Consider the following 21,994-nt stretch of genomic DNA (forward strand, 5'->3'; position numbering starts at 1 on the left):
ATTCCGATGACTGCTCAAACCGCTTTTGTGCTGCACAGCCGGCCCTATCGTGAAAGCAGCGCGCTGGTTGATTTCTTCACGCCCGAGGGGCGGCTTCGCGCGGTGCTGCGCGGGGCGCGTGGAAAGGCGGGAAATCTCGCGCGGCCTTTCGTGCCGCTCGAAGTCGAGTTTCGTGGTCGTGGTGATTTGAAGACCGTCGGGCGGCTGGAGGGTGGCGGTCTGGCGTACTGGCTCGATGGCAACGCCTTGTTCAGCGGGATGTACCTGAACGAGTTGCTGATCCGCATGCTTCCCGCTGAGGATGCCCATCCAGCCATGTTCGAGCACTACGCGGCGACATTGCCTGCGCTGGCCGCCAAGCGTCCGCTTGAACCGATTCTGCGCTCGTTCGAATGGCGATTGTTGTCTGAGCTTGGCTATGGCTTCGCCTTGGATGTCGACATTGCTGGACAACCGATTGCCAACAATGGGATCTACCGACTGCTGCCGGATGCCGGTCTCGAACCCGTTGGCCATTTTCAGCCCGGGCTATTCAACGGCGCGGAACTCCTGGCTATGGCGGAGGCCGATTGGGAGGTGCCTGGCGCCTTATCGGCGGCCAAAAGGTTGATGCGCCAAGCCCTGGCCCCGCATCTGGGCGGCCGACCATTGGTCAGCCGTGAACTGTTCATGAACATGAAGGAGGTTCCGCGTGACTGAAGCCAATCGAATCCTGCTCGGCGTCAATGTCGATCACGTCGCTACCCTGCGCCAAGCGCGTGGTACTCGCTATCCGGACCCGGTCAAGGCTGCGCTGGATGCCGAAGAGGCGGGGGCGGATGGCATCACAGTCCATCTGCGTGAAGATCGTCGCCATATTCAGGAACGCGACGTGTTGATGATGAAGGACGCGCTGCAGACGAGGATGAACTTCGAGATGGGCGTTACCGAGGCGATGTTGGCGTTCGCCGAGCAATTGCGTCCGGAGCATGTTTGCCTGGTGCCGGAGACTCGCCAGGAGCTCACTACCGAAGGCGGACTCGACGTGGCCGGCCAGGAGTCTCGTATTCGGGATGCGGTCAATCGTCTGGCCGCCTGCGGCGCAGAAGTTTCGTTGTTCATCGACGCTGATCCGCGCCAGATCGAGGCGGCGGCACGCATCGGCGCACCCGCCATCGAACTGCATACCGGGCGCTATGCCGATGCGCATAGCGTGGCCGAACGGGCCTGCGAGCTGGCGAGAATCCATGACGGGGTCGAGTCAGGTCTTAGCCACGGTTTGATCGTCAACGCGGGCCATGGGCTGCACTACCACAATGCTGAGGCGATCGCCGCGATCCGTGGGGTTAATGAGCTGAACATCGGGCACGCCATCGTCGCACATGCGCTGTTTGTCGGCTTCAAGCAGGCCGTCAAGGAAATGAAGCACCTGATCCTCACTGCCGCGGCTCGGGGGTGACAGGTGTGGCGATCTGCTTTACGGCGGATCGCCTAACGCCTAAATAGATTCAGCAGAATCGTCAGCGCCACGCTCAGGATCACCATCGAGGTGATCGGAATGAAGGTCCTGCTGCGCTCCGACTCGATGCGAATATCGCCGGGTAGCTTGCCGAACCAGCTCAGTAGCCCAGGGGCGTAGTGAAGGGCAACGCCGAGCAGGAGCAATACCAAACCTGCATACATCAGCCATTTCGCCATTCCACCTCCCGTCTATTCATGTCAGGCCGCTCGCCATCCGGCTCATCAGTGGTAGGCCGCAAAGGCCGCCACGACATGTCGTGAGAGCACCTCTACCGGTTCGCTACGGTCCGCGGCGCATAACAGCTTGATCTGGTATTCGCCGAGTGATGGCAGGCTGGCGCTTTCCTCCAGCCGCTTCAACGGAGGTTTCACCAGGCTCAGCGGATAAGGAGCAACTGCAAGATCGGCGATCATTGCCGCTTCCTGTCCGGCACACTGCTCGCTGGAGTAGGCGATGCGATAGGAACGGCCAGCGCGGTCGAGCGCGTCCAGCGCCTGGCGCCGCCAAGCGCATTCGGGGCTCGACAGCGCCAGTGGCAGCGGGTGACGCTCGACCGCTACTCCACCGGCCCTGCCGGCCCATACCAGCGGTTCGCTGTGAATAGTTTCACCGCGCGAGTCGTCCTGGCCGAGATTGCCAACGCTCACCAGAGCCACGTCCAGTTCCCCGGCGTCGATGCGCTGGATCATATCGATGCTGCGTCCCACCGACACGTTAACTTCGATTCCCGGATGAGTTCGTGCGAACAGCGACAGCAGGCCCGGCAGGATGTGTGTGCCGATATCTGCCGGGGTACCGAAGCGAACCCGCCCATTCAGTCGCGGGGTGATGAATGCGCTGACCGTTTCCTCATTGAGCTTGAGCAGCCTACGTGCATAGCCCAGCAATCGTTCGCCTTCTTCGGTAAGGGCGATGCGTCGAGCCTCCCTGATGAACAACGGGCAGCCGAGCATGGTCTCCAGCCGTTTGATTTGCATGCTGACGGCCGAGGTGGTGCGAAAGATTTGCCCGGCCGCGCGCGTGAAGCTGCCACTTTCCGCGATGGAAACGAAGGTGCGCAGCACGTCGATCTCCAGCAGCGGCATGGCGGATTGAGGGAGCTCTTCGGGCATGCCGGGCATGGGTTGGCCTTCAATTTTTCTGAATCGAGAGTTCTATTGTAGTCGTTTGTCTGAATCGTCAAGGGCACTCAATCTGATTCTGCCGACCGCGATTGGTAGTCGGCAGGCATTGGGTGCGCCTGTGCACCCTCTGAATGGCAGGAGGTTGCGATGCGAAATTCCGAACGACGGGAAAAATGTCGCGCGGCTGTGGATCGGTGTGGACCGGTCATGCCGGACTTCTATCTGCCGGCGATGTGGCCGGTAGGGCTCCAGCAGATCATCACCGACTGGTACAAGGCGTGGCGCAAGCGATGCCTGTATCGACAATTGCTGACCCTGAGCGATCGCCAGCTGCGCAGCCGCGATCTGAGCAGGCCGAGACTTCGCGAAAGGGCTGCGCTGCCGTTGCGACAGATTGTGGCTGAGCAGCGCAGGCGGCGCTGCCATGAACGAGCAGCTTAGGGCTTACGTGCGATCAGCACGGCGCGCATCGGTGCTGGCAGCCCTTCGAAGGTTTTGCTGTGGTCTTGCGGATCGAGGAAGTCAGGTAGCGACTGGTAACGCATCCAATCAGTGCTGCGCTGCTCTTCGATACTGGTGATGCAGACATCGACGCAACGCACGTCGACGAAACCGGCGCGGCGCAGCCAGCACTCCAGCGCCGCCACCGAGGGCAGAAACCAGACGTTGCGCATCTGCGCGTAACGGTCTTCAGGGACGAGCGCGGTGTGTTCGTTGCCCTCTACCACCAGTGTTTCCAAGACCAGCTCACCGCCCTTGAGCAAGCAATCCTTGAGGTCCAGCAGATGGTCGACCGGCGAACGGCGGTGATAGAGCACGCCCATGGAGAACACCGTGTCGAAGCCTTCAAGCTTTGCTGGCAGCTCCTCCAGCGCCATCGGCAGATGCCAGGCGGGCAGCTCGGCGAGGTAGCGTTTCATTGCATGAAACTGGCAAAAGAACAGCCAGTTCGGATCGACGCCCACCACCGAGTCAGCGCCGGCGCCGAGCATGCGCCACATGTAATAGCCGTTGCCGCACCCGACATCGAGGATGCGCTTGCCGCTCAGGTTCAGGTGCGGAGCGACGCGATCCCATTTCCAATCCGAGCGCCACTCGGTATCCACGTGAACACCGAACACATCGAAGGGCCCCTTGCGCCAGGGCGACAGGCCGAACAGCGCATCATGGGTAATGGCACGGGTGGCGTCGTCGCAATCGGCCTCTAGGCGGAAGGCCTCGCGCAGTTCGACGGCGCTGGGCTGGATGTCTGGCAGTGCATCGACGGCACGACGCCAGCGCGGCAGATCCCCGTGGCCAATGGCGAGCTTGGCGTCGAGTTGCTGTTGTAGGCCATTGGCCCAAGCGGCCAGCGGTGTGCCGGCCAGGCGCCAGGCGAGGGGAGTCAGGTCGAGGTTCATGGCAGGGCGATCAAGGAAGCGAAATTCAGGCATTGAAACCAGGGCACTACCTTGGAAAAACCGGCGTCCAGCAAGCGCTGACGGTGGATTTCGAGGCTATCGGGCTTCATCACGTTTTCGATAGCGCTGCGCTTCTGAGCGATTTCCAGTTCGCTGTAGCCATTGGCGCGCTTGAAAGCGATGTGCAGGTCGGTCAGCAGTTCCTGCTCTTGCTCGTCTTCGAAGCGCAGCTTTTCCGACAGGATCAGCGCGCCGCCGGGCACCAGCGCCTGGCGGATCTTGCCGAGCAGGGCCGGGCGTTGTTCGCGCGGGATGAATTGCAGGGTGAAGTTGAGCGCCACCAGCGAGGCGGGCTGGAAGTCGAGCGCGAGGACATCCGCCTCGATGACCTCGACCGGCAATAACTCCTGAAACATTGAGTCCTGAGCATGCAGGTACTCACGGCAGCGCTCGACCATCGCGGTGGAGTTGTCCACGGCTATCACGTGGCAACTGTCTGTCTTCACATGCCGGCGCAGCGCCTGAGTCACCGCGCCCAACGAGCAGCCCAGATCGTATAGGTAGGTATTCGGTTGAGCGAACTGCGCGGCCAGCACACCGATGTTCTCAACGATGGTTGGGTAGCCCGGCACCGATCGCTTGATCATGTCGGGAAACACCCGCACCACGTCTTCGTTGAAGGCGAAATCCTGGGGCTGGGCGAGGGGCTGGGCGAACAGGCGGTCTGGGTCGTGGATCACGGCGGCGTCTGGACAGGCTGAAAACAGGGGCGGCATTGTAGCGGAAAGTCGATCGGGTCGCCGTTGGCGATTGGACGGCCAGCGCCGGGTCGCGGTTACTCTACTTCGATGCGGCAATCGAACAGGCCGGCCGGCTCCGTATCGGTTTCCCAGGGACGCTGATAGGTGAGAAAGAGACGACCACTGCCGGCGTTGGTGGCCTCGAATCGCCACGTCGAGATGCCGTCGCCGCCGATCATGTCGCTTTTCGGCGAGCTGAACACTTCCGGGCCGAGGCTCTTCAATTGTTCAGACGAGACGTCGCGAAGATTCCAGCGATAGCCGGTGGCTGGATTGCTGGGTAGGCTGAGGATCAACGTCTGGCCGGGCTGCAATGACAGCGGACAGGCGGCATCGTCATTCAGCGCAACACTACTGGGCGGTGTGCTGGCGCATCCGGCTAGCATGAGCAGGGAAGCGAACGGCAACAGGCGAGGTAGAACGGAAGGCATGGGCGACCGACTCAAGAAGGAAAAGAAAACGCTCGGCGTCGAGTGAAACCTTAAGACCCTGGCGCCCGGTCGTAAAGGCGTCAGGACGATTGTCATGGTCTTCGTGTCGCTATCGGGGCTCCGAACACAACGAACGGACCACGTCTGGTATGTCGTGGTCCGTAGGGTTCATCGGGTCAGAACAGCACTTTGACGACATCGCTGAAGCGCTTTGCAAAATGCATCGTCAGGCCTTCTTTCAAGTAGTCCGGCAGTTCTTCGAAATCACCGCGGTTCAGTTCGGGAATGATCAGTTCGTAGAGCTTCAGGCGTCGGGCCGCGATCACCTTTTCACGCAGGCCGCCGATGGGCAGGACCAGGCCAGTCAGCGTCAGCTCGCCGGTCATCGCTACGCCTTTCTTCGGTGCCTGGTTACGTGCCAGCGATAGCAGCGCGCTGGCCATGCTGATGCCCGCGCTGGGGCCGTCTTTCGGCGTTGCGCCTTCGGGTACGTGCATATGCACGAAGGCCTGATCGAAGAATTTCGGGTCGCCTTTGAATTCCTTCAAGTGCGCATTCACATAGCTGAAGGCGATGTCGGCAGACTCTTTCATCACCTCGCCAAGCTTGCCGGTGAGCTTGAATCCCCGGTTCAGTGTGTGGATGCGCGTTGCTTCAATCGGCAAGGTCGCGCCGCCCATGCTGTTCCAGGCCAGCCCGGTAACCACGCCTACGCCGGTGAGCAGCTGTTCGGGATGCCAGAACGGCATGCCGAGATAGCTCTCGACATTTTTAGGGCCAATCTTGATTCTGGCGTCGGGCTCGTCGAGCAGTTTGACTACGACCTTGCGGACCAGCTTGCCGAGCTGTTTGTCGAGCTGCCTGACGCCGGCTTCGCGGGCGTAACCTTCGATCAACGTGCGCAGCGCGCTGTCGCTGATCGAAAGGCGATTCTTCGGTACACCGGCGCGTTGCAGTTGCCGCGGCCATAGGTGGCGCTTGGCAATGGCGAGCTTCTCTTCGGTGATGTAACCGGACAGGCGAATGATCTCCATGCGATCGAGCAGCGGTCCGGGGATTGAATAGAGGCTGTTGGCGGTGCAGACGAAGAGCACTTTGGAAAGATCGAGGCGCAGATCCAGATAGTGATCCAGAAAACCAACGTTCTGCTCGGGGTCGAGGGTTTCCAGCAGCGCCGAAGCCGGATCGCCCTGATGGCTGTTGCCCAGCTTGTCGACCTCATCGAGCATAATGACAGGGTTCATCACCTCGACTTCCTTCAGCGCTTGCACCAGCTTGCCGGGCAAGGCACCGATATAGGTACGCCGATGGCCCTTGATTTCCGCCTCGTCACGCATACCGCCGACGCTGAAGCGGTAGAACGGCCGGCCCAGCGATTCGGCGATGGACTTGCCGATGCTGGTCTTGCCCACGCCGGGTGGGCCGACCAGCAGCACGATGGAACCGGCGATCTCGCCGCGGAACGTGCCCACGGCGAGAAATTCGATGATGCGGCTCTTGATGTCGTCGAGCCCAGCGTGATGCGCATTGAGCACTTTGCGTGCGTGTTCGAGGTCCAGCTTGTCCTCGCTGTACAGGCCCCAGGGCATGGCGGTGGCCCAGTCCAGATAGTTGCGGGTAACGGCGTATTCCGGCGAGCCGGTCTCTAACACCGAAAGCTTGTTCAATTCGTCGTCGATACGCTTCTGCGCGGCAGGCGGCACCACCTTGCCTTCCAGCCGAGAGCGGAACTCATCGGCGTCGGCGCTGCGGTCGTCCTTGGTGATGCCCAGTTCCTGCTGGATGATCTTCAGCTGTTCCTTGAGGAAGAATTCGCGCTGGCGCTCGCCGATCTTGCGATTCACCTCGCCGGTCAGCTCTTTCTGCAGCTTGGCGACCTCTACTTCTTTACGCAGCAGCGGCAGCACTTTTTCCATGCGCTTGAGCACCGGAACGGTATCGAGCACTTCCTGCAGCTCCAGCCCCGGCGCGGTAGTCAGCGCAGCAGCGAAATCAGTCAGCGGCGACGGCGCGTTCGGGCTGAAGCGGTTGAGGTAGTTTTTCAACTCCTCGCTGTACAGTGGATTGAGCGGCAACAGCTCCTTGATCGCGTTGATCAGCGCCATCCCGTAGGCCTTCACTTCGTCCCGCGGGTCCTCGTCGCTTTGAGGGTATTCCACTTCCACCAGATACGGCGGTTTGCGCCGTAGCCAGCCGCGGATACGCACCCGCGCCATGCCCTGTGCGACGAACTGCAGCTTGCCGCCCTCTTTGGAGGCGTGATGCACGCGGACCATGGTGCCGTGTTCGGGCAGGCTGTCGGGATCGAAGCTGGACGCATCCTGTACCGGCGCGTCCATATAGAACAGTGCGAGGCGCTGGTGCGGCGTCTTCGATACTCGCTCCAGGGTTTCGGCCCATGGCTCCTCGTTGACGATGACCGGCAGCACCTGAGCGGGGAAGAAGGGCCGGTTGTGCACCGGGATGACGTAAAGCTTGTCCGGCAGGTCCTGATCCGGCAGTACCAGTCCGGTGGAAGAAATGTCCTGCTCGAATTCCTGATTGCTGTCGTCGTTCATGCGGCACCTGTTGCGAGTACGTATTCCTTAGATAGGTCTCGGGCAAATGATTTCAATCCAATCGATCCCGGTGCCGTTTCCCGTACCTGTAAAAGCAGCCCTCACTCCGGTAGAGTGCGGCGATACGCCAGGTACCCCGCCCATGCTCAACGCACGTCTGCTTCGCCTCGATGATCAGGCCCACGAACACGCCCACGACTACCACCAGTTGGTACTGTCGCTGGCCGGCAGTGCGGAATTCGAAGTGGACGGTTCGGGTGGTGAGGTCTGCCGGATGCGCGCCTGCCTGGTGCCGGGCCATGCCGAGCATGAGTTCGCCGGCAAGGGCGACAACCGCATGCTGATCATCGATCTCGACGAGCAGGACGTGAGCGCCGATGATCCCCGGTTATTGGCCCAGTTGTTCGAGACGCCACGCTATCCCGCGCTGGACGCCGACTTCCACAACCTCCTGAATTATGCAGGTGCCGAGCTGGCCCGCTATGGCAGTGATCCGCTGTTGGCCCGGGCGCTGGGTGGCGTGCTGCTGCGCGCATTGCACTTGAGGGTGTTCGGTGAGGCGGCTCGCCAACCTACCGGTCCGCTGGACATCGCCCGGCTGGACGCGCACATCGAAAGCAATCTTGCCCGGCGTATCACGGTCGCAGAGCTGGCGCAGGTGGTTTGCCTGAGTCCCAGCCACTTCCATGCGCAGTTCAAGGACAGCGTCGGTCTTACCCCGCATCAATACCTGCTGAAAAGCCGCCTCGATCGTGCCGCTCGGCTGTTGCGCGACAGCCCGCTGCCGTTGGTGCGAATCGCCGAAGAGTGCGGCTTCTCCAGCCAGAGCGCGCTGACCACCGCGACCCGCCGCTACCTTGGACTCACACCAAAGCGCCTGCGCAGCAGCGAAGGCTGAAGCTCAACACACCGAACATTCGGCGCGGGTCGCGCCTACTGCTTTTGTGGGAGCCCGCCCTCGGGGCGAAGCTTTTGGGCGTTGTCCGCAGACCGAACGCAGCGCCTGTAGGGTCCGTAAGTCCGCATTCGGCGCGGGTCGCGCCTCCCACAAGGTTTGGCGTAACGCTTAGCAATTGATGTAGAGGCTCGCCCCCGGATGACGCTCTGGCTTTGCCAGCCCGAACGTATTGTTTCGGTGCGTTTCGTATCTGCTGGCCGTATCCCGTACCGCCCTAACGAACGTTCATGACGGCACTGTTACTGCGCTGCAATCCCGTAGCTTTCTGCAAAAGTTCCGTAGCTTTGCGCAACAACGCAAAACCCTCTCGCCGTAGATTCGCCTACCCACTCGACGACAAGCCCGCGCAATTATCCACGTGTGCGATCCGCCGAGCCTGATTCAACACAACAACACTCCACGAGAGGAGCGGCGCGATGTTCAAAGCCGGTCAAGTCTTGCAGGGCGATTTCGCCAGTCTGAAAGCCGCCGAATTCTTCCCCGTCATCAGCGCCAACTACAGCGTTGACGAGGCGGTTTACCTGAATGAACTGCTGCAGCTGGCCGACCCCGGCGAGGCGGGCATCGAAGCCATTCGCCGTGAAGCCCGCAGCCTGATCGAGGCGGTGCGTGGCCGTGATAATGCCGTCGATACCCTCGATGCCTTGCTGCGCCAGTACAGCCTGGATACCCACGAAGGGCTGATGCTGATGTGCCTGGCCGAAGCGCTGCTGCGGGTGCCGGATTCGGCGACGGCCGACGCGCTGATCCGCGACAAGCTCAACGCCGCCGAGTGGGAACGCCACCTCGGCCAGAGCGACAACGTGCTGGTCAACTTCGCCGCCTGGGGCCTGGTAATGACCGGCAAGGTCGTTGATCCCGACAATTCGGATGGTCGCCCGAAGAATGTCATTGGCCGGTTGGTCAAGCGCTCCGGCGAGCCAGTGATTCGTGCTGCGATGAATCAGGCCATGAAGCTGATGGGCAAGCAGTTCGTGCTGGGTCGCACTATTTCCGAGGCGTTGAAGAACGGCCGCTCGGAACGCGAAAAGGGCTACACCTACTCCTTCGACATGCTCGGCGAAGCGGCACTGACTGTCGAGGATGCGCGCAAATACATGGCGGACTACCGTCAGGCCGTGGAAACCGTGGGCGCCGAGCCGCAGGTCGGTCCGGGACCGCGGCCGTCAGTGTCGATCAAGCTGTCCGCACTTCACCCACGCTATGAAGTTGCCCAGCGTGAGCGCGTGCTCACCGAACTGTTCGCCAGCGTTCGCGAGCTGGCGATCCTGGCGCGCCAACTCAATGTCGGTATCACCATCGATGCCGAAGAGGCCGATCGTCTTGAACTGTCGCTGGAGCTTTATGAAAAGCTGATGCGCGATCCCGCCATTGCCGGCTGGGGCGAGTTCGGTCTGGTGATTCAGGCCTACTCCAAGCGCTGCCTGCCGGTACTGGTCTGGCTGACGCTGCTGGGCAAGGAGCTGGGCGCGCGGATACCGCTGCGGCTGGTCAAGGGCGCGTACTGGGACAGCGAGATCAAGCAGTGCCAGGTCCAGGGGCTGGATGGCTACCCGGTCTACACCCGCAAGGAAGGTACCGACACCTCCTATCTGGCCTGCGCCCGCTACCTGCTGTCCGAGCAGACTCGCGGTGTGATCTATCCGCAGTTCGCCAGCCACAACGCGCATACCGTCAGCTGCATCCTGTCGATGATCGGCGAGTTGAAGACGCCGCGCGAATTCGAATTTCAGCGCCTGCACGGCATGGGCGATGCGCTGTACGACACGGTGATCGAGAAGTACCGCAAGAACGTGCGCATCTACGCGCCGGTCGGTGCACACAAGGATCTGCTGCCGTATCTGGTGCGTCGCCTGCTGGAAAATGGCGCCAACTCGTCGTTCGTTCACCAGCTGGTCGACCCGCGCGTGCCGGTGGATTCGCTGATTGACCACCCGGTGACCCAGCTGCGCCAGTTCAAGACCCTCGGCAATCACCGCATCCCGCTTCCGCCGGCGCTCTACGGCAACCGGACCAACTCGCAAGGCATCAACATGAACATCCAGACTCAGTGGAACGACCTGTCCAGCGCCTACCAGACCTTCCTCGACCGCCAGTGGCAAGCCGCACCTGTCATCGGCGGGCAGAAGCTCACCGGCACAGCGCACAAAGTGCATTGCCCCTACGAGCTCAGCCAGGAAGTCGGTACCGCCCAGTTCGCCACCGCCGAGCAGGCCAAGCAGGCCATTGATGGTCTGGCCGCCTTCTGGCCGCGCTGGAACGCGACGCCGATCGAGCAGCGCGCGCAGATTCTCGAGCGCCTCGGTGACCTGCTTGAAGCCAACCGTGCCGAGCTGATGGCGATGTGCACGCTGGAAGCCGGCAAGACCCTGCAGGACGGCATCGATGAAGTACGCGAAGCCGTGGACTTCTGCCGTTACTACGCGCTGCAGGCCCGTTTGAAACTGGGCCGCGAAGAACTCAAAGGCCCGACTGGCGAGCGCAACGAGTTGTTCCATGAAGGCCGCGGCGTGTTCGTCTGCATCAGCCCCTGGAACTTCCCGCTGGCGATCTACCTCGGGCAGATCACCGCCGCGCTTGTGGCCGGCAACACCGTGCTGGCCAAACCGGCCGAGCAGACCAGCCTGATCGCGGCCCGTGCCCTGGACCTGATGTTCGAAGCCGGCTTGCCGAAGGAGGCGATCGCCTTCCTGCCGGGCGACGGCGCGACCCTCGGTGGCGTGTTCTGCCGCGATCCACGTGTGGTGGGCGTGTGCTTCACCGGTTCCACCGACACGGCGCGCATCATCAACCGTCAGTTGGCCGAGAAGGAGGGCGCCATCGCCACGCTGATCGCCGAAACCGGCGGCCAGAACGCGATGATCGTCGACTCCACCGCGCTGCCTGAGCAGGTGGTCAAGGATGCCGTCGGTTCGGCCTTCACCAGCGCTGGCCAGCGTTGCTCGGCCCTGCGTGTGCTCTACGTGCAGCGTGACATCGCCGATCGGGTGATCGAGCTGATCAAGGGCGCCATGGTCGAGCTGAAAGTCGGCCCGACCTACCTGCGTGAAAATGACTTGGGCCCAGTGATCGACGCCGAAGCCCGCGACGGTCTGTTGGCGCATATCCAGCAGCTCAAGGCCGAGGGCAAGCTGATTGCCGAAGCCAAGCTGCCAAGTAGCCTCAACGGCCACTTCGTTGCGCCGGTCGCCTTCGAGATCGGCGGCATTCATGAGCTGAAAAAAGAACAGTTCGGACCTGTGCTGCACGTGGTGCGTTTCGACGCGGCGGACCTGGAAAAGGTCGTCGCCGACATCAACGCTACCGGCTATGGCCTGACCCTCGGCATACACAGCCGCAACGAGGAAACTGCCGCACGCATCGAGGCGCTGGCGCGGGTCGGCAACCTCTACGTCAACCGCAACCAGGTGGGCGCGGTGGTCGGCGTGCAGCCATTCGGCGGCTGCGGCCTGTCCGGCACCGGCCCGAAGGCGGGCGGCCCGAGCTATCTGCTGCGTTTCGTCAATGAGCGCACCACGTCCACTAACACCACTGCGGTCGGCGGTAACGCCTCGCTGCTGTCGCTGGTCGACGATTGAGGGTCTGGGAACGCTTCGGCAGGCCTGGCGGCCTGCATTCGCCGCGAGGGCGCGCCTCCCACAGGGGAGCGGTGTACATCTGCCGCTTCCGTGGCAGGCCCGCCTCGCATTCGCCGTGGGTCGCGTCTCCCGCAAATGCGTGTTAGGGGTTGAGATGGACCATGGAATTTCCCACAGGGGAGCGGTGTACATCTGCCGCTTCCGTGGCAGGCCCGCCTCGCATTCGCCGTGGGTCGCGTCTCCCGCAAATGCGTGTTAGGGGTTGAGATGGACCATGGAATTTCCCACAGGGGAGCGGTGTACACCTGCCGCTTCCGTGGGAGGCCCGCCTCGGGGCGAAGCTTTTGAGTTTCAAGCTTTGTTTGCGGCACTGGCTTCACTCCGACCGCACGGCGATCGGATCACAAAAACAATGAACAGTCGGCGGATCGCTCTTCCGCCACTGATGGGCTCAATTGGGTCCGTCGCCGGTGATGGCACGAACCGCCATCGCCCTCTGCCAGGTGGGATCGGGAATAACCTCGCGCCCATCCACAACAACTAATGAGGGAACAAAATGAGCATCAGTACACCCACCTTGATCACGTTTTTGATTTACATCGGCGCCATGCTGTTGATCGGCTTCGTCGCCTATCGCGCCACCAAGAATTTCGACGACTACATTCTCGGCGGACGCAGCCTGGGCAGCTTCGTCACGGCACTGTCGGCAGGTGCGTCGGACATGAGCGGCTGGCTGTTGATGGGCCTGCCGGGGGCGATCTTCGTCGCAGGTCTTTCCGAAAGCTGGATCGCCATCGGCCTGATCGCCGGCGCCTGGCTGAACTGGTTGTTCGTCGCCGGGCGCCTGCGCGTGCACACCGAGCGCAACAAGAATGCGCTGACGCTGCCTGATTACTTCTCGCACCGTTTCGAAGACGATAGCCGTCTGCTTCGCATTTTCTCGGCGCTGGTGATTTTGGTGTTCTTCACCATCTATTGCGCCTCTGGGGTGGTGGCGGGTGCGCGCCTGTTCGAGAGCAGCTTCGGTGTGCCCTACGACCTGGCATTGTGGATCGGCGCCGCTGCAACGATTCTCTACGTGTTTATCGGCGGTTTCCTCGCCGTAAGCTGGACTGACACCGTGCAGGCGACGCTGATGATCTTCGCGCTGCTGATCACGCCGGTGTTCGTCATCCTCGCGCTGGGCGACATGGGTGCCGCGATGGACACCATCGCCACGCAGAATCCGGCGGCCTTCGATATGTTCAACGGCCTGTCCTTCGTCGCCATCATCTCGCTGCTGGCCTGGGGTCTGGGCTACTTCGGCCAGCCGCACATCCTGGTGCGCTTCATGGCCGCCGACTCGGTGAAAACCATCCCCAACGCCCGCCGCATCGGCATGGCGTGGATGATTCTGACTCTGGCCGGTGCCGTGGCGGTGGGCTTCTTCGGAATCGCCTATTTCGCCGGACATCCGGAACTGGCCGGTCCGGTCAGCGAGAATGGCGAGCGGGTGTTCATGGAACTGGTGAAGATCCTGTTCAACCCATGGGTGGCCGGCATCATCCTCTCCGGTGTGCTGGCTGCTGTGATGAGTACCCTCAGCGCGCAACTGCTGGTCAGCTCCAGCGCTCTGACGCAGGATTTCTACAAGGCCATGCTGCGCAAGAACGCCTCGCAAACCGAGCTGGTCTGGGTAGGTCGTGCAATGGTGCTGCTGATCGCCTTCATCGCCTTGGGCATCGCGTCCAACCCGGACAGCAAGGTGCTGGGCCTGGTGTCTTACGCCTGGGCCGGCTTCGGCGCTGCCTTCGGTCCGGTGGTGCTGATCTCGCTGCTGTGGAAGCACATGACGCGCAATGGCGCGCTGGCCGGCATGGTTGTAGGCGCCGTCACCGTGATGGTGTGGAAAGAGTTCATCGGCATGGGGCTGTACGAGATCATTCCGGGCTTCATCCTCGCCAGTATCGCCATCGTGGTCTTCAGCAAGATCGGCCAGGGCGCCTCGTCCAGCATGATCAAGCGATTCGAAGCCGCAGAGAGCGAGTATCAAGGCCGCTGATTCACCAGCTTCCGAAACAAAGCAAGAAACCCCGCTGTCGGTCCTCCGGCAGCGGGGTTTTCTTCTTCTACGAACCGCTGACCGTCGGTCGGCTTCGCCTCATGCAGTTCGTTCAGTCGTCGACAACTAGGTTCTCGCGATCGTCCTTGGCGCCCGCGGCGATCAAGTGTTCGGCCTGGTCCTCAGGGACATGCACGCTGGCGCCTTCGATATGCGCGACCGACATGCGCGCCGCCGGATCGGTGCTGACGCGAACATCCATGATCGCGCTGCGGTAAGTGGCGCCTTGAACGGTGGTGGAGCAGGTGCCGGTAGCGGTATCGATGTTGACGGTCATGGCGGACCTCCTGGTTTCGCTATCAAGGGAGCCGCGCTGAGGATACGTGCGGCGGTTACTCATCAGACCGTCGCCGGGGCGATCCGTTTATGCGGAGCTAATGCAATGCTTGGTTGCGGAAACGAAAAAATTGCTGATCAGATAGTGGCAATAGGCTAGCCTGATTAGACCTGAAAGGTGCCAGGGAGTGGCTGTAGTCCAACGGTAGTCGCCATGATGGCGGAGGCAGCACCATGCTTAACAGTGTCCTGCGTTTCACTAGCTTGTTCCTGCTCTTCGCGTTCGCGACGCCACTGCAGGCCCAGTCATTCAGCGCACGCATCGTTGATTTCCAGGGGCGGCCGGTCGCGGGCGCGGTACTCAGCCTGTCGGGTACCGCACAAGCGGAACCGGCCAGGACGGCAGTCATGGATCAGCTTGGCAAGCAATTCTCGCCGGCGGTATTGGCGGTGGCGACCGGCACGGCCGTGAGCTTTCCCAACCGCGACGACATTCGTCATCACGTCTATTCGTTTTCCCCGGCGAAACGTTTCGAGCTGCGCCTCTACGAGGGCACCCCGAGTCAGCCAGTAACATTCGATCAGCCGGGCGTGGTGGTGCTGGGCTGCAATATTCACGACTGGATGCTCGGTTACGTCTATATCACCAACGACCCCTGGTTCGCCGTCAGCGACGAGCAAGGCCGCGTCCAGCTCGATCTGCCGGCCGGTCGGTATCCGGCGACGCTTTGGCATCCGGCCCTGGCCGATATGCAGCCGCTGCCCGCCGGCCAACTGCAAGTTGGCGCCGAGACGGTCGAGCTGAAGCTGCCGGTCGATGCGACCGCCGTGCTGCAGCCCGCTCCTCCCGCGTCCACGTCGTTCGCCGATGCCTTCAGGAAAACCACCCGTGAAGCGCAGCCTTAGTTTCCACGCACGTCTTTCCGGCGTGCTCGCCGCCTTTCTGTTGGTGGTGATCGGCGCGCTGTATTTCTCCGTGCGTCTGGTTACCGAGTCGGCGGTCAGCACCCAGGCGGCGGACCGGCTGGAGTCGGGCTTGCGGGTGTTCGAGCGGCTGATCGACATGCGCGGACGTCAGCTGCGTGACGGCGTACAGGTGCTCGCCGCCGACTTCGGCTTCAAGGATGCGGTGACCAGTGGCGATACTCTGACCCTGCAGTCGGTGATGGCCAACCAGGCCGCACGCATTAATGCCAGCGAAGCCATGCTGCTCGGGCTGGATGGGGCGGTGTTGGCCTCGAGCCTGCCGAGTGCGGTTCCCGGCGATCACTTCCGCTATGCCGCTGAGCTGCGCGAGGCGCGCCAACAGGGCCAGACGATGCTGGTGGTATCGCTGGATCATCAGGCTCATCTGCTGGTTGAGGCCGAGGTGCGTGCGCCATTACCGATTGCACGCGTGGTGATGGGTTTTGTCATGGACGAAGCGCTGGCCAACGAACTCAAGCAGCTAACCGGTCTGGAAGTGTCCTTCCTGGCGAAGGAGGGTGGCCGCGGCGAACTCACCACGACGCTCAAGCCCGGCGCACGCGACGAGCTAATCGATGGCTGGCGCAAGCATGACCATGCCAAAGGTATCGAGGAACTGCTGCTCGGCAGCGAGCGCTATCTCAACGAGGACGTGGTTCTTTCGGCCGGCGATGACCATGCCGTCATCGCGCTGCTGCACAGTTCGCTGGACGATGCCCTGGCCGGTTTCCACGAGCTGGACTCACGCATCCTACTGATCGCCATCGCCGGTTTGCTCGCCTCGCTGCTGGGCGCGCTAATGCTCGCACGCAGCCTCTCGGAGCCGGTGAACACGTTGGCCCGTGCCGCCGAAAGGGTTGGCCGCGGTGATTATCAGACGCCGATCGAGCTGGACCGCGACGACGAATTGGGCAGCCTGGCCAGGGCGCTTAACCACATGCAGCGGGGCATTGCCGAGCGCGAGCAGCTGATCGCGCACAACATGTTGCACGATGACGTTACCGGCTTACCCAATCGTTCTTTGGTCGCCGAGTTGCTTGGCAATGCGCTGGAAGCGGGGCGCACCACGGCGGTGCTGCATATCGGCATCGGCAATCTCAGCGGTGTGCAGGACAGCGCCGGCTCCGAGGGCGTCGATCAGGCGTTGCGCCAATTGGCTCAGCGGCTGCAGGCGAGCCTGCAGCCGGGTGATCACCTGGCGCGGATGCTCAGCGACGAGTTTCTGCTGATCGTCAGCGACACCTCGGCCGACAATGCCTTCAGCGCTGCGGTGGGCGTGCAGCAGGCGCTGGCTCTGCCGGTGCGCGTCGCCGAGCTGGAGATGCGCCTCGAAGCGCATATTGGTGTAGCTGGCTATCCGGACGACGCCGGCAACGTCGACGAACTGCTGCGCCGGGCACGCATCGCCATGCAGGATGCCGCGCAGATGCCGGACGGCTTGCAGCTCTACCAGCACGGTCGTGATGACGTCCACCAGCGGCAGATCACGCTGATCCGCGATCTGCGTCGCGCCGCGCAGGCCGGCGGCTTACATCTGCACTTCCAGCCAAAAGTCGATCTGCTGCAGGGCCAAGTATTTCAGGCTGAAGCCCTGCTGCGCTGGAATCATCCAATTTACGGAGCGGTGTCGCCGGCCGAATTCATTCCGCTGGCCGAGCGCACGGGCAGTATTCAGCTACTCACCGCCTGGGTGATCGAGGCGGTGCTGCGTCAGCTTTATGCGTGGAACAGCCGTGGTCTGTATATCGAGGTGTCGCTGAACATCTCCGCCGAGGATCTGGCTGGGGTCACGCTGGAGCAATGTGTCGCCGAGCTGCTGCAGCGCTACTCGATCAAAGGCGAGCAATTGGTGTTCGAGATTACCGAAAGCGCCGTGATGCGCGATCCCGAGCGGGCTCTGGCGATGCTTCATCGTTTGCGTGCGCTGGGCATTCGGCTGTCGGTGGATGACTTCGGCACCGGTTACTCCTCCCTCGCACAGTTGCGCCGAATGCCCGTACAAGAATTGAAGATCGATCAGTCGTTCATCCGCGACCTTAACGAAACCCGTGGTGACGCCGTGATCGTTCGTTCGACCATCGACATGAGCCATGCGCTGGGTCTCAAGGTAGTTGCCGAAGGCGTCGAGCATGGCGAAACGAGCGATCTGCTCAAAGCTTGGGGCTGCGATACCCTGCAAGGCTATTTCTTCAGCCGGCCATTAGCTGCCGATGCGTTCGAAGCCTGGCTGGAGCGGCAGCCTCGCGCGGTCAACAGGCCACTCGAGGAATCTTCTTGAAAACTTTGCGGCAATTGCTTTTCGCGGCCTGCTTTACTCCGCTGCTGGCGAGCGCCGGTCAGGGCCGGTTGCTGGCAACCGGCGGTGCTACCAGCCTCGAAGGCGCAGCCGGCGGAGGCATAACACCTTGGGCGGTATTGGCGGGGTATGGCGAGCGCGGTGAGTGGGGCGGCGACGTCTTTGCCACTCGCGTCGAGACTGGTGATTACCGGCTGGACGTCGCGGGTGTGGCGTTCGCGTTCGACAACCGCCTGGAGTTGTCCTACGCGCGCCAGCGTTTCGATCTCGGCACGCTGGCACGCGATCTGGCATTGCCGGAAAACAGCCTCAGCCAAGATGTCTTCGGCGTAAAACTGCGGCTGTTCGGTGATCTGATCTATGACCGGCTACCCCAGGTATCGCTGGGCCTGCAGCATAAGCGGCAGAAGGACTTTCTGATCCCCGCACTGATCGGCGCCCAACGTGACGAGGACACCGAAGCCTACCTCACCGGCAGTCGGCTGATTCTCGGCGGTGCGTTCGGCTATAACCTGCTGCTCAATGGCGGTCTGCGCTACAGCCGCGCCAACGAGTTGGGCCTGCTGGGTTTCGGCGGTGATCGGCGCGATAGCCGCAGCCTGCTCAAGGAGGGTTCCGCGGTGGTGCTGTTCAGCCCGCGCTGGGCCCTGGGTGTCGAGTACCGCGAGAAGCCGGACAATCTTTCGTTCGCTGGCGAAAGCGACTGGGCGGATCTGTTTCTCGGCTATTTTCCCAACAAGCATCTCGCTGTCGTGTTGGCCTACGCGCGCCTCGGTGAAATCGCCACGCTGGATAACCAGGATGGCGTGTATTTGTCCGTACAGGGAAGCTTCTGATGGATCGGTTCGTTCTGCTGTTCTGTTTGTTGCTCGGTGCCTGCGCCCAGCAACCGCCTAAAAACGACAGCCTGTATCAGCAGCTCGGTGGCGAGCCCGGTATCACCCGGATCGTCGAAGGCATGCTGCTGCGCATTGCCGGGGATCCGCGCATCGTCGAGCATTTTCAGAAAATCGATATCCAGCGACTGCGCGACAAGCTCATCGAACAGGTCTGCGTCGAAGCGGGCGGTCCCTGCACCTACACAGGCGATAGCATGGAGGAAAGCCACAAGGGCCTCGCTTTGACGCCGAGCGACTTCAATGCGCTGGTTGAAAATCTGCAGAATGCGATGACCGCCGAGGCTGTGCCGATCCCAGCGCAGAATCGCTTGCTGGCGCGCCTTGCGCCCATGCGCGGGCAGGTGATCGACCGCTAGCGGTCATGCCAAGCGCCTTCCCGTTGTGCCAGCTTTTCGTACCTGACCCTGCTGGCCACTTCTCGCTTCTCCGGTCGAAACCGTCCGGTCACGAGCGAAGAGGGCGCCGAGACGCTATGCTTTTCCACTAACTCGACCCTTCGTATGCCAACGCTGGGCAAACTAGCGTTCGCGTTTCGTCATTGGAGGCGGGGCTATGCCTGCACAGCACAAGGAAAACAATTCAAATGAATGTGAGCACTCCGACCCTGATCACCTTCGTGATCTACATCATGGCCATGATTCTCATCGGCTTCACCGCCTATCGCGCCACCAAGAACTTCGACGACTATATCCTCGGTGGTCGTAGCCTCGGCAGTTTCGTCACAGCGTTGTCGGCGGGCGCTTCGGACATGAGTGGCTGGTTGCTGATGGGCTTGCCCGGGGCGATATTCGTCGCCGGGCTGTCGGAAAGCTGGATCGCCATCGGCTTGATCGCCGGTGCCTGGCTGAATTGGATCTTCGTTGCTGGCCGTTTGCGTGTGCACACCGAGCACAACCACAACGCGCTGACCCTGCCGGACTACTTCTCGCATCGCTTCGAGGACACCAGCCGCCTGCTGCGGATTTTCTCGGCATTGGTCATTCTGGTGTTTTTCACCATTTATTGCGCCTCGGGTGTGGTCGCCGGCGCGCGACTGTTCGAGTCGACCTTCGGCATGGCCTACGGCACCGCGCTGTGGGTCGGCGCGGCTGCAACGATTCTCTATGTATTCATCGGCGGCTTCCTGGCGGTGAGCTGGACCGACACCGTACAGGCGACACTGATGATCTTCGCGCTGCTGATCACCCCGGTGTTCGTCATCCTCGCCCTCGGTGACATGGGCACCGCGATGGACACCATCGCCGCGCAGGATCCCTCGAATTTCGACATGTTCAAGGGCCTGTCCTTCATCGCGATCATTTCGCTGCTCGGTTGGGGCCTGGGCTATTTTGGTCAGCCCCATATTCTGGTGCGCTTCATGGCGGCCGACTCGGTGAAAACTATCCCCAACGCACGCCGGATCGGCATGGCCTGGATGATTCTGACCCTCGCCGGCGCCGTGACCGTGGGCTTCCTCGGTATCGCCTATTTCGCTGACAACCCGACCCTGGCGGGTGCGGTGACCGAAAACGGCGAGCGTGTTTTTCTGGAACTGGTCAAGCTGATGTTCAACCCCTGGGTTGCGGGCATCATTCTTTCCGGCGTACTGGCAGCCGTCATGAGCACCCTCAGTGCGCAGCTGCTGGTCAGCTCCAGCGCACTGACCCAGGACTTCTACAAGGCTTTCCTGCGCAAAGACGCGTCGCAGACAGAACTGGTCTGGGTTGGCCGTGGCATGGTGCTACTGATTGCGCTGATTGCCATTGGCATCGCCTCCAATCCCGATAGCAAGGTACTCGGCCTGGTGTCTTACGCCTGGGCCGGCTTTGGTGCTGCCTTTGGACCGGTTGTGCTGATTTCGCTGGTGTGGAAGCGCATGACTCGCAACGGCGCGCTGGTGGGCATGCTGGTCGGCGCGATCACCGTGGTGATATGGAAAGAGTTCATCGGCCTTGGGCTGTACGAAATCATTCCAGGCTTCATCCTTGCGAGCCTTGCCATCTACATCGTGAGCCTAATGGGCAAGGAGCCGGCGCCGTCCATTCAGCAACGCTTCGAGACTGCCGATGCGGAGTACCGCGCTGGCTGATTCATCCGGTGAGCTTGTAGCTCACTTCGCACAGCATCACTTCGCCTGAAATGGCGGCATGACAAAAACCCTGGGCTCGCTCAGGGTTTTTCGTTTCCGACGAACTTAAATCGCCCACGACCTCGGCAGATTCGGACGCGCGGCCTCGTCTTCGGAACAGACAAGCCGTGGCATATGATGAGAATTTCTTAATTGTTATGATATAACATGATAGATTCTGCGCCCACACAGAGGCTTTGTCACCAAGGCTTCCTGCAACGTTGTCCGGCTGCCTCGGAAGGCATCCGCTACTTTCTTTGGAGAATCAGATGAAACTGAAGCATCACCCGTTGGCCTGGGCGATTAGCTTGGCCCTGGCACCGTTTGCCTGGGCAACCGATCCGGTCGAACTCGAGCCAGTGGTGGTCAGCGCCAGTGGCCTGGCCAAGCAAAGCCACGAGATGACCACGCCGGCGACTGTCATGGAGGGTGATGAGCTGGTGCTGCGACGCGAGGCGACCCTGGGAGAAACCTTGGAAAGCCTGCCCGGTGTGCGCTCCAGCAGTTTCGGTGCCGGTGCGGCACGTCCGGTTATTCGCGGCCTAGACGGTGCGCGTGTAAAAGTTCTGAGTGATGGAATCGAGCTGCTTGACGCATCCACGATCAGCCCAGACCACGCAGTGACCAGTGAGCCACTGCTGGCTGAGCGCATCGAAGTGCTCAAAGGTCCGGCAACTCTGCTCTACGGCGGCGGCGCGATCGGCGGTGTGGTCAACGTCATCGACAAGAAAGTGCCCACTTACGTACCCGAGAAGGGTTACGAAGGTGAGCTGGAGTTGCGTACCAATAGCGTGGCGAACGAGGGCGCCGGCGTGTTCGGCATCACCGCGGGCAGCGGCAACTTCGCCGTGCGCGCCGAAGGCACCAAGCGCCAGGCCAACGAATACGAGATTCCAGGCTCACCAGACAAACAGGCGGGTTCCTACAACGACACAGACAGCTTCACTGAACCGCCCCGGCTTCCCCGGAGGCTCCAACTCTTGAGAGGATGGAGCCATG

19 protein-coding genes are annotated in these 21,994 nt (G+C 61.7%); 12 read left to right on the top strand and 7 right to left on the bottom strand.

Annotated features, from left to right (window positions below; translation table 11 throughout):
- Positions 1 to 6: 6 nt before the first annotated feature.
- Together recO and pdxJ are read left to right on the top strand one after the other, a co-directional pair.
- Positions 7 to 699 (top strand): DNA repair protein RecO, encoded by a 693-nt coding sequence (gene recO, locus AC2LD7_RS13090; RefSeq protein ID WP_484598168.1) that lies wholly within the window; start codon positions 7 to 9, stop codon positions 697 to 699.
- Entirely contained in the window at positions 692 to 1,438 is a 747-nt protein-coding gene (gene pdxJ, locus AC2LD7_RS13095) for a pyridoxine 5'-phosphate synthase (protein ID WP_484598169.1), read from the top strand. The genes recO and pdxJ overlap by 8 nt, the downstream gene beginning before the upstream one ends.
- A 32-nt stretch (positions 1,439 to 1,470) precedes the next feature.
- On the opposite strand, the gene AC2LD7_RS13100 is transcribed toward pdxJ, so the two are convergent.
- On the bottom strand, positions 1,471 to 1,677 hold the full coding sequence (locus AC2LD7_RS13100) for a DUF2905 domain-containing protein (protein WP_484598170.1): 207 nt from the start codon (positions 1,675 to 1,677) through the stop codon (positions 1,471 to 1,473).
- A gap of 45 nt (positions 1,678 to 1,722) precedes the next feature.
- Positions 1,723 to 2,613, bottom strand: coding sequence for a LysR substrate-binding domain-containing protein (locus AC2LD7_RS13105; protein ID WP_484598186.1), 891 nt, complete (start codon positions 2,611 to 2,613; stop codon positions 1,723 to 1,725).
- Positions 2,614 to 2,772: 159 nt separating this feature from the next.
- On the opposite strand from AC2LD7_RS13105, the gene AC2LD7_RS13110 reads away from it, so the two are divergent.
- Complete coding sequence (locus tag AC2LD7_RS13110; RefSeq protein ID WP_484598171.1) at positions 2,773 to 3,066, top strand: hypothetical protein; 294 nt, start codon at positions 2,773 to 2,775, stop codon at positions 3,064 to 3,066.
- On the opposite strand, the gene cmoB is transcribed toward AC2LD7_RS13110, so the two are convergent.
- The 4 genes from cmoB to lon form a co-directional block, all read right to left on the bottom strand.
- On the bottom strand, positions 3,063 to 4,025 hold the full coding sequence (gene cmoB, locus AC2LD7_RS13115) for a tRNA 5-methoxyuridine(34)/uridine 5-oxyacetic acid(34) synthase CmoB (RefSeq protein WP_484598172.1): 963 nt from the start codon (positions 4,023 to 4,025) through the stop codon (positions 3,063 to 3,065). The two genes, AC2LD7_RS13110 and cmoB, sit on opposite strands and share 4 nt — an antisense overlap.
- The gene (cmoA, locus tag AC2LD7_RS13120; RefSeq protein ID WP_484598173.1) at positions 4,022 to 4,765 is read right to left on the bottom strand and encodes a carboxy-S-adenosyl-L-methionine synthase CmoA; all 744 of its coding nucleotides are present in this window, start codon (positions 4,763 to 4,765) and stop codon (positions 4,022 to 4,024) included. Before cmoA ends, cmoB begins: the two co-directional genes overlap by 4 nt.
- A gap of 95 nt (positions 4,766 to 4,860) precedes the next feature.
- On the bottom strand, positions 4,861 to 5,256 hold the full coding sequence (locus AC2LD7_RS13125) for a protease inhibitor I42 family protein (RefSeq protein WP_484598174.1): 396 nt from the start codon (positions 5,254 to 5,256) through the stop codon (positions 4,861 to 4,863).
- A gap of 176 nt (positions 5,257 to 5,432) precedes the next feature.
- On the bottom strand, positions 5,433 to 7,814 hold the full coding sequence (lon, locus tag AC2LD7_RS13130; protein WP_484598175.1) for an endopeptidase La: 2,382 nt from the start codon (positions 7,812 to 7,814) through the stop codon (positions 5,433 to 5,435).
- A gap of 142 nt (positions 7,815 to 7,956) precedes the next feature.
- Here lon and AC2LD7_RS13135 point away from each other — a divergent pair, with 142 nt between their 5' ends.
- From AC2LD7_RS13135 to putP (AC2LD7_RS13145), 3 genes are all read left to right on the top strand, one after another.
- Positions 7,957 to 8,712, top strand: a complete 756-nt coding sequence (locus AC2LD7_RS13135; RefSeq protein ID WP_484598187.1) for a helix-turn-helix transcriptional regulator — start codon at positions 7,957 to 7,959, stop codon at positions 8,710 to 8,712.
- Positions 8,713 to 9,188: 476 nt separating this feature from the next.
- Complete coding sequence (gene putA, locus AC2LD7_RS13140) at positions 9,189 to 12,350, top strand: bifunctional proline dehydrogenase/L-glutamate gamma-semialdehyde dehydrogenase PutA (protein ID WP_484598176.1); 3,162 nt, start codon at positions 9,189 to 9,191, stop codon at positions 12,348 to 12,350.
- Positions 12,351 to 12,906: 556 nt separating this feature from the next.
- On the top strand, positions 12,907 to 14,391 hold the full coding sequence (gene putP, locus AC2LD7_RS13145) for a sodium/proline symporter PutP (protein ID WP_484598177.1): 1,485 nt from the start codon (positions 12,907 to 12,909) through the stop codon (positions 14,389 to 14,391).
- Positions 14,392 to 14,503: 112 nt separating this feature from the next.
- Here the strand turns inward: putP (AC2LD7_RS13145) and AC2LD7_RS13150 are convergent, their stop codons facing one another.
- On the bottom strand, positions 14,504 to 14,728 hold the full coding sequence (locus tag AC2LD7_RS13150; RefSeq protein ID WP_484598178.1) for a DUF3203 family protein: 225 nt from the start codon (positions 14,726 to 14,728) through the stop codon (positions 14,504 to 14,506).
- 233 nt (positions 14,729 to 14,961) lie between these two features.
- Between AC2LD7_RS13150 and AC2LD7_RS13155 the strand changes: the two genes are divergently transcribed.
- The 6 genes from AC2LD7_RS13155 to AC2LD7_RS13180 all read left to right on the top strand — a co-directional run.
- The gene (locus AC2LD7_RS13155) at positions 14,962 to 15,633 is read left to right on the top strand and encodes a methylamine utilization protein (RefSeq protein ID WP_484598179.1); all 672 of its coding nucleotides are present in this window, start codon (positions 14,962 to 14,964) and stop codon (positions 15,631 to 15,633) included.
- The gene (locus AC2LD7_RS13160; protein WP_484598180.1) at positions 15,617 to 17,971 is read left to right on the top strand and encodes a putative bifunctional diguanylate cyclase/phosphodiesterase; all 2,355 of its coding nucleotides are present in this window, start codon (positions 15,617 to 15,619) and stop codon (positions 17,969 to 17,971) included. The genes AC2LD7_RS13155 and AC2LD7_RS13160 overlap by 17 nt, the downstream gene beginning before the upstream one ends.
- A complete protein-coding gene (locus tag AC2LD7_RS13165; RefSeq protein WP_484598181.1) occupies positions 17,968 to 18,825 on the top strand; it encodes a DUF3034 family protein in 858 nt (285 codons plus the stop codon). The genes AC2LD7_RS13160 and AC2LD7_RS13165 overlap by 4 nt, the downstream gene beginning before the upstream one ends.
- Complete coding sequence (locus AC2LD7_RS13170; RefSeq protein ID WP_484598182.1) at positions 18,825 to 19,244, top strand: group I truncated hemoglobin; 420 nt, start codon at positions 18,825 to 18,827, stop codon at positions 19,242 to 19,244. The genes AC2LD7_RS13165 and AC2LD7_RS13170 overlap by 1 nt, the downstream gene beginning before the upstream one ends.
- Positions 19,245 to 19,471: 227 nt before the next feature.
- Positions 19,472 to 20,956 (top strand): sodium/proline symporter PutP, encoded by a 1,485-nt coding sequence (gene putP, locus AC2LD7_RS13175; RefSeq protein WP_484598183.1) that lies wholly within the window; start codon positions 19,472 to 19,474, stop codon positions 20,954 to 20,956.
- Positions 20,957 to 21,264: 308 nt separating this feature from the next.
- A partial coding sequence (locus AC2LD7_RS13180; protein ID WP_484598184.1) for a TonB-dependent receptor occupies positions 21,265 to 21,994 on the top strand: 730 nt, incomplete at its 3' end.

The organism is Stutzerimonas sp. (assembly GCF_982611455.1).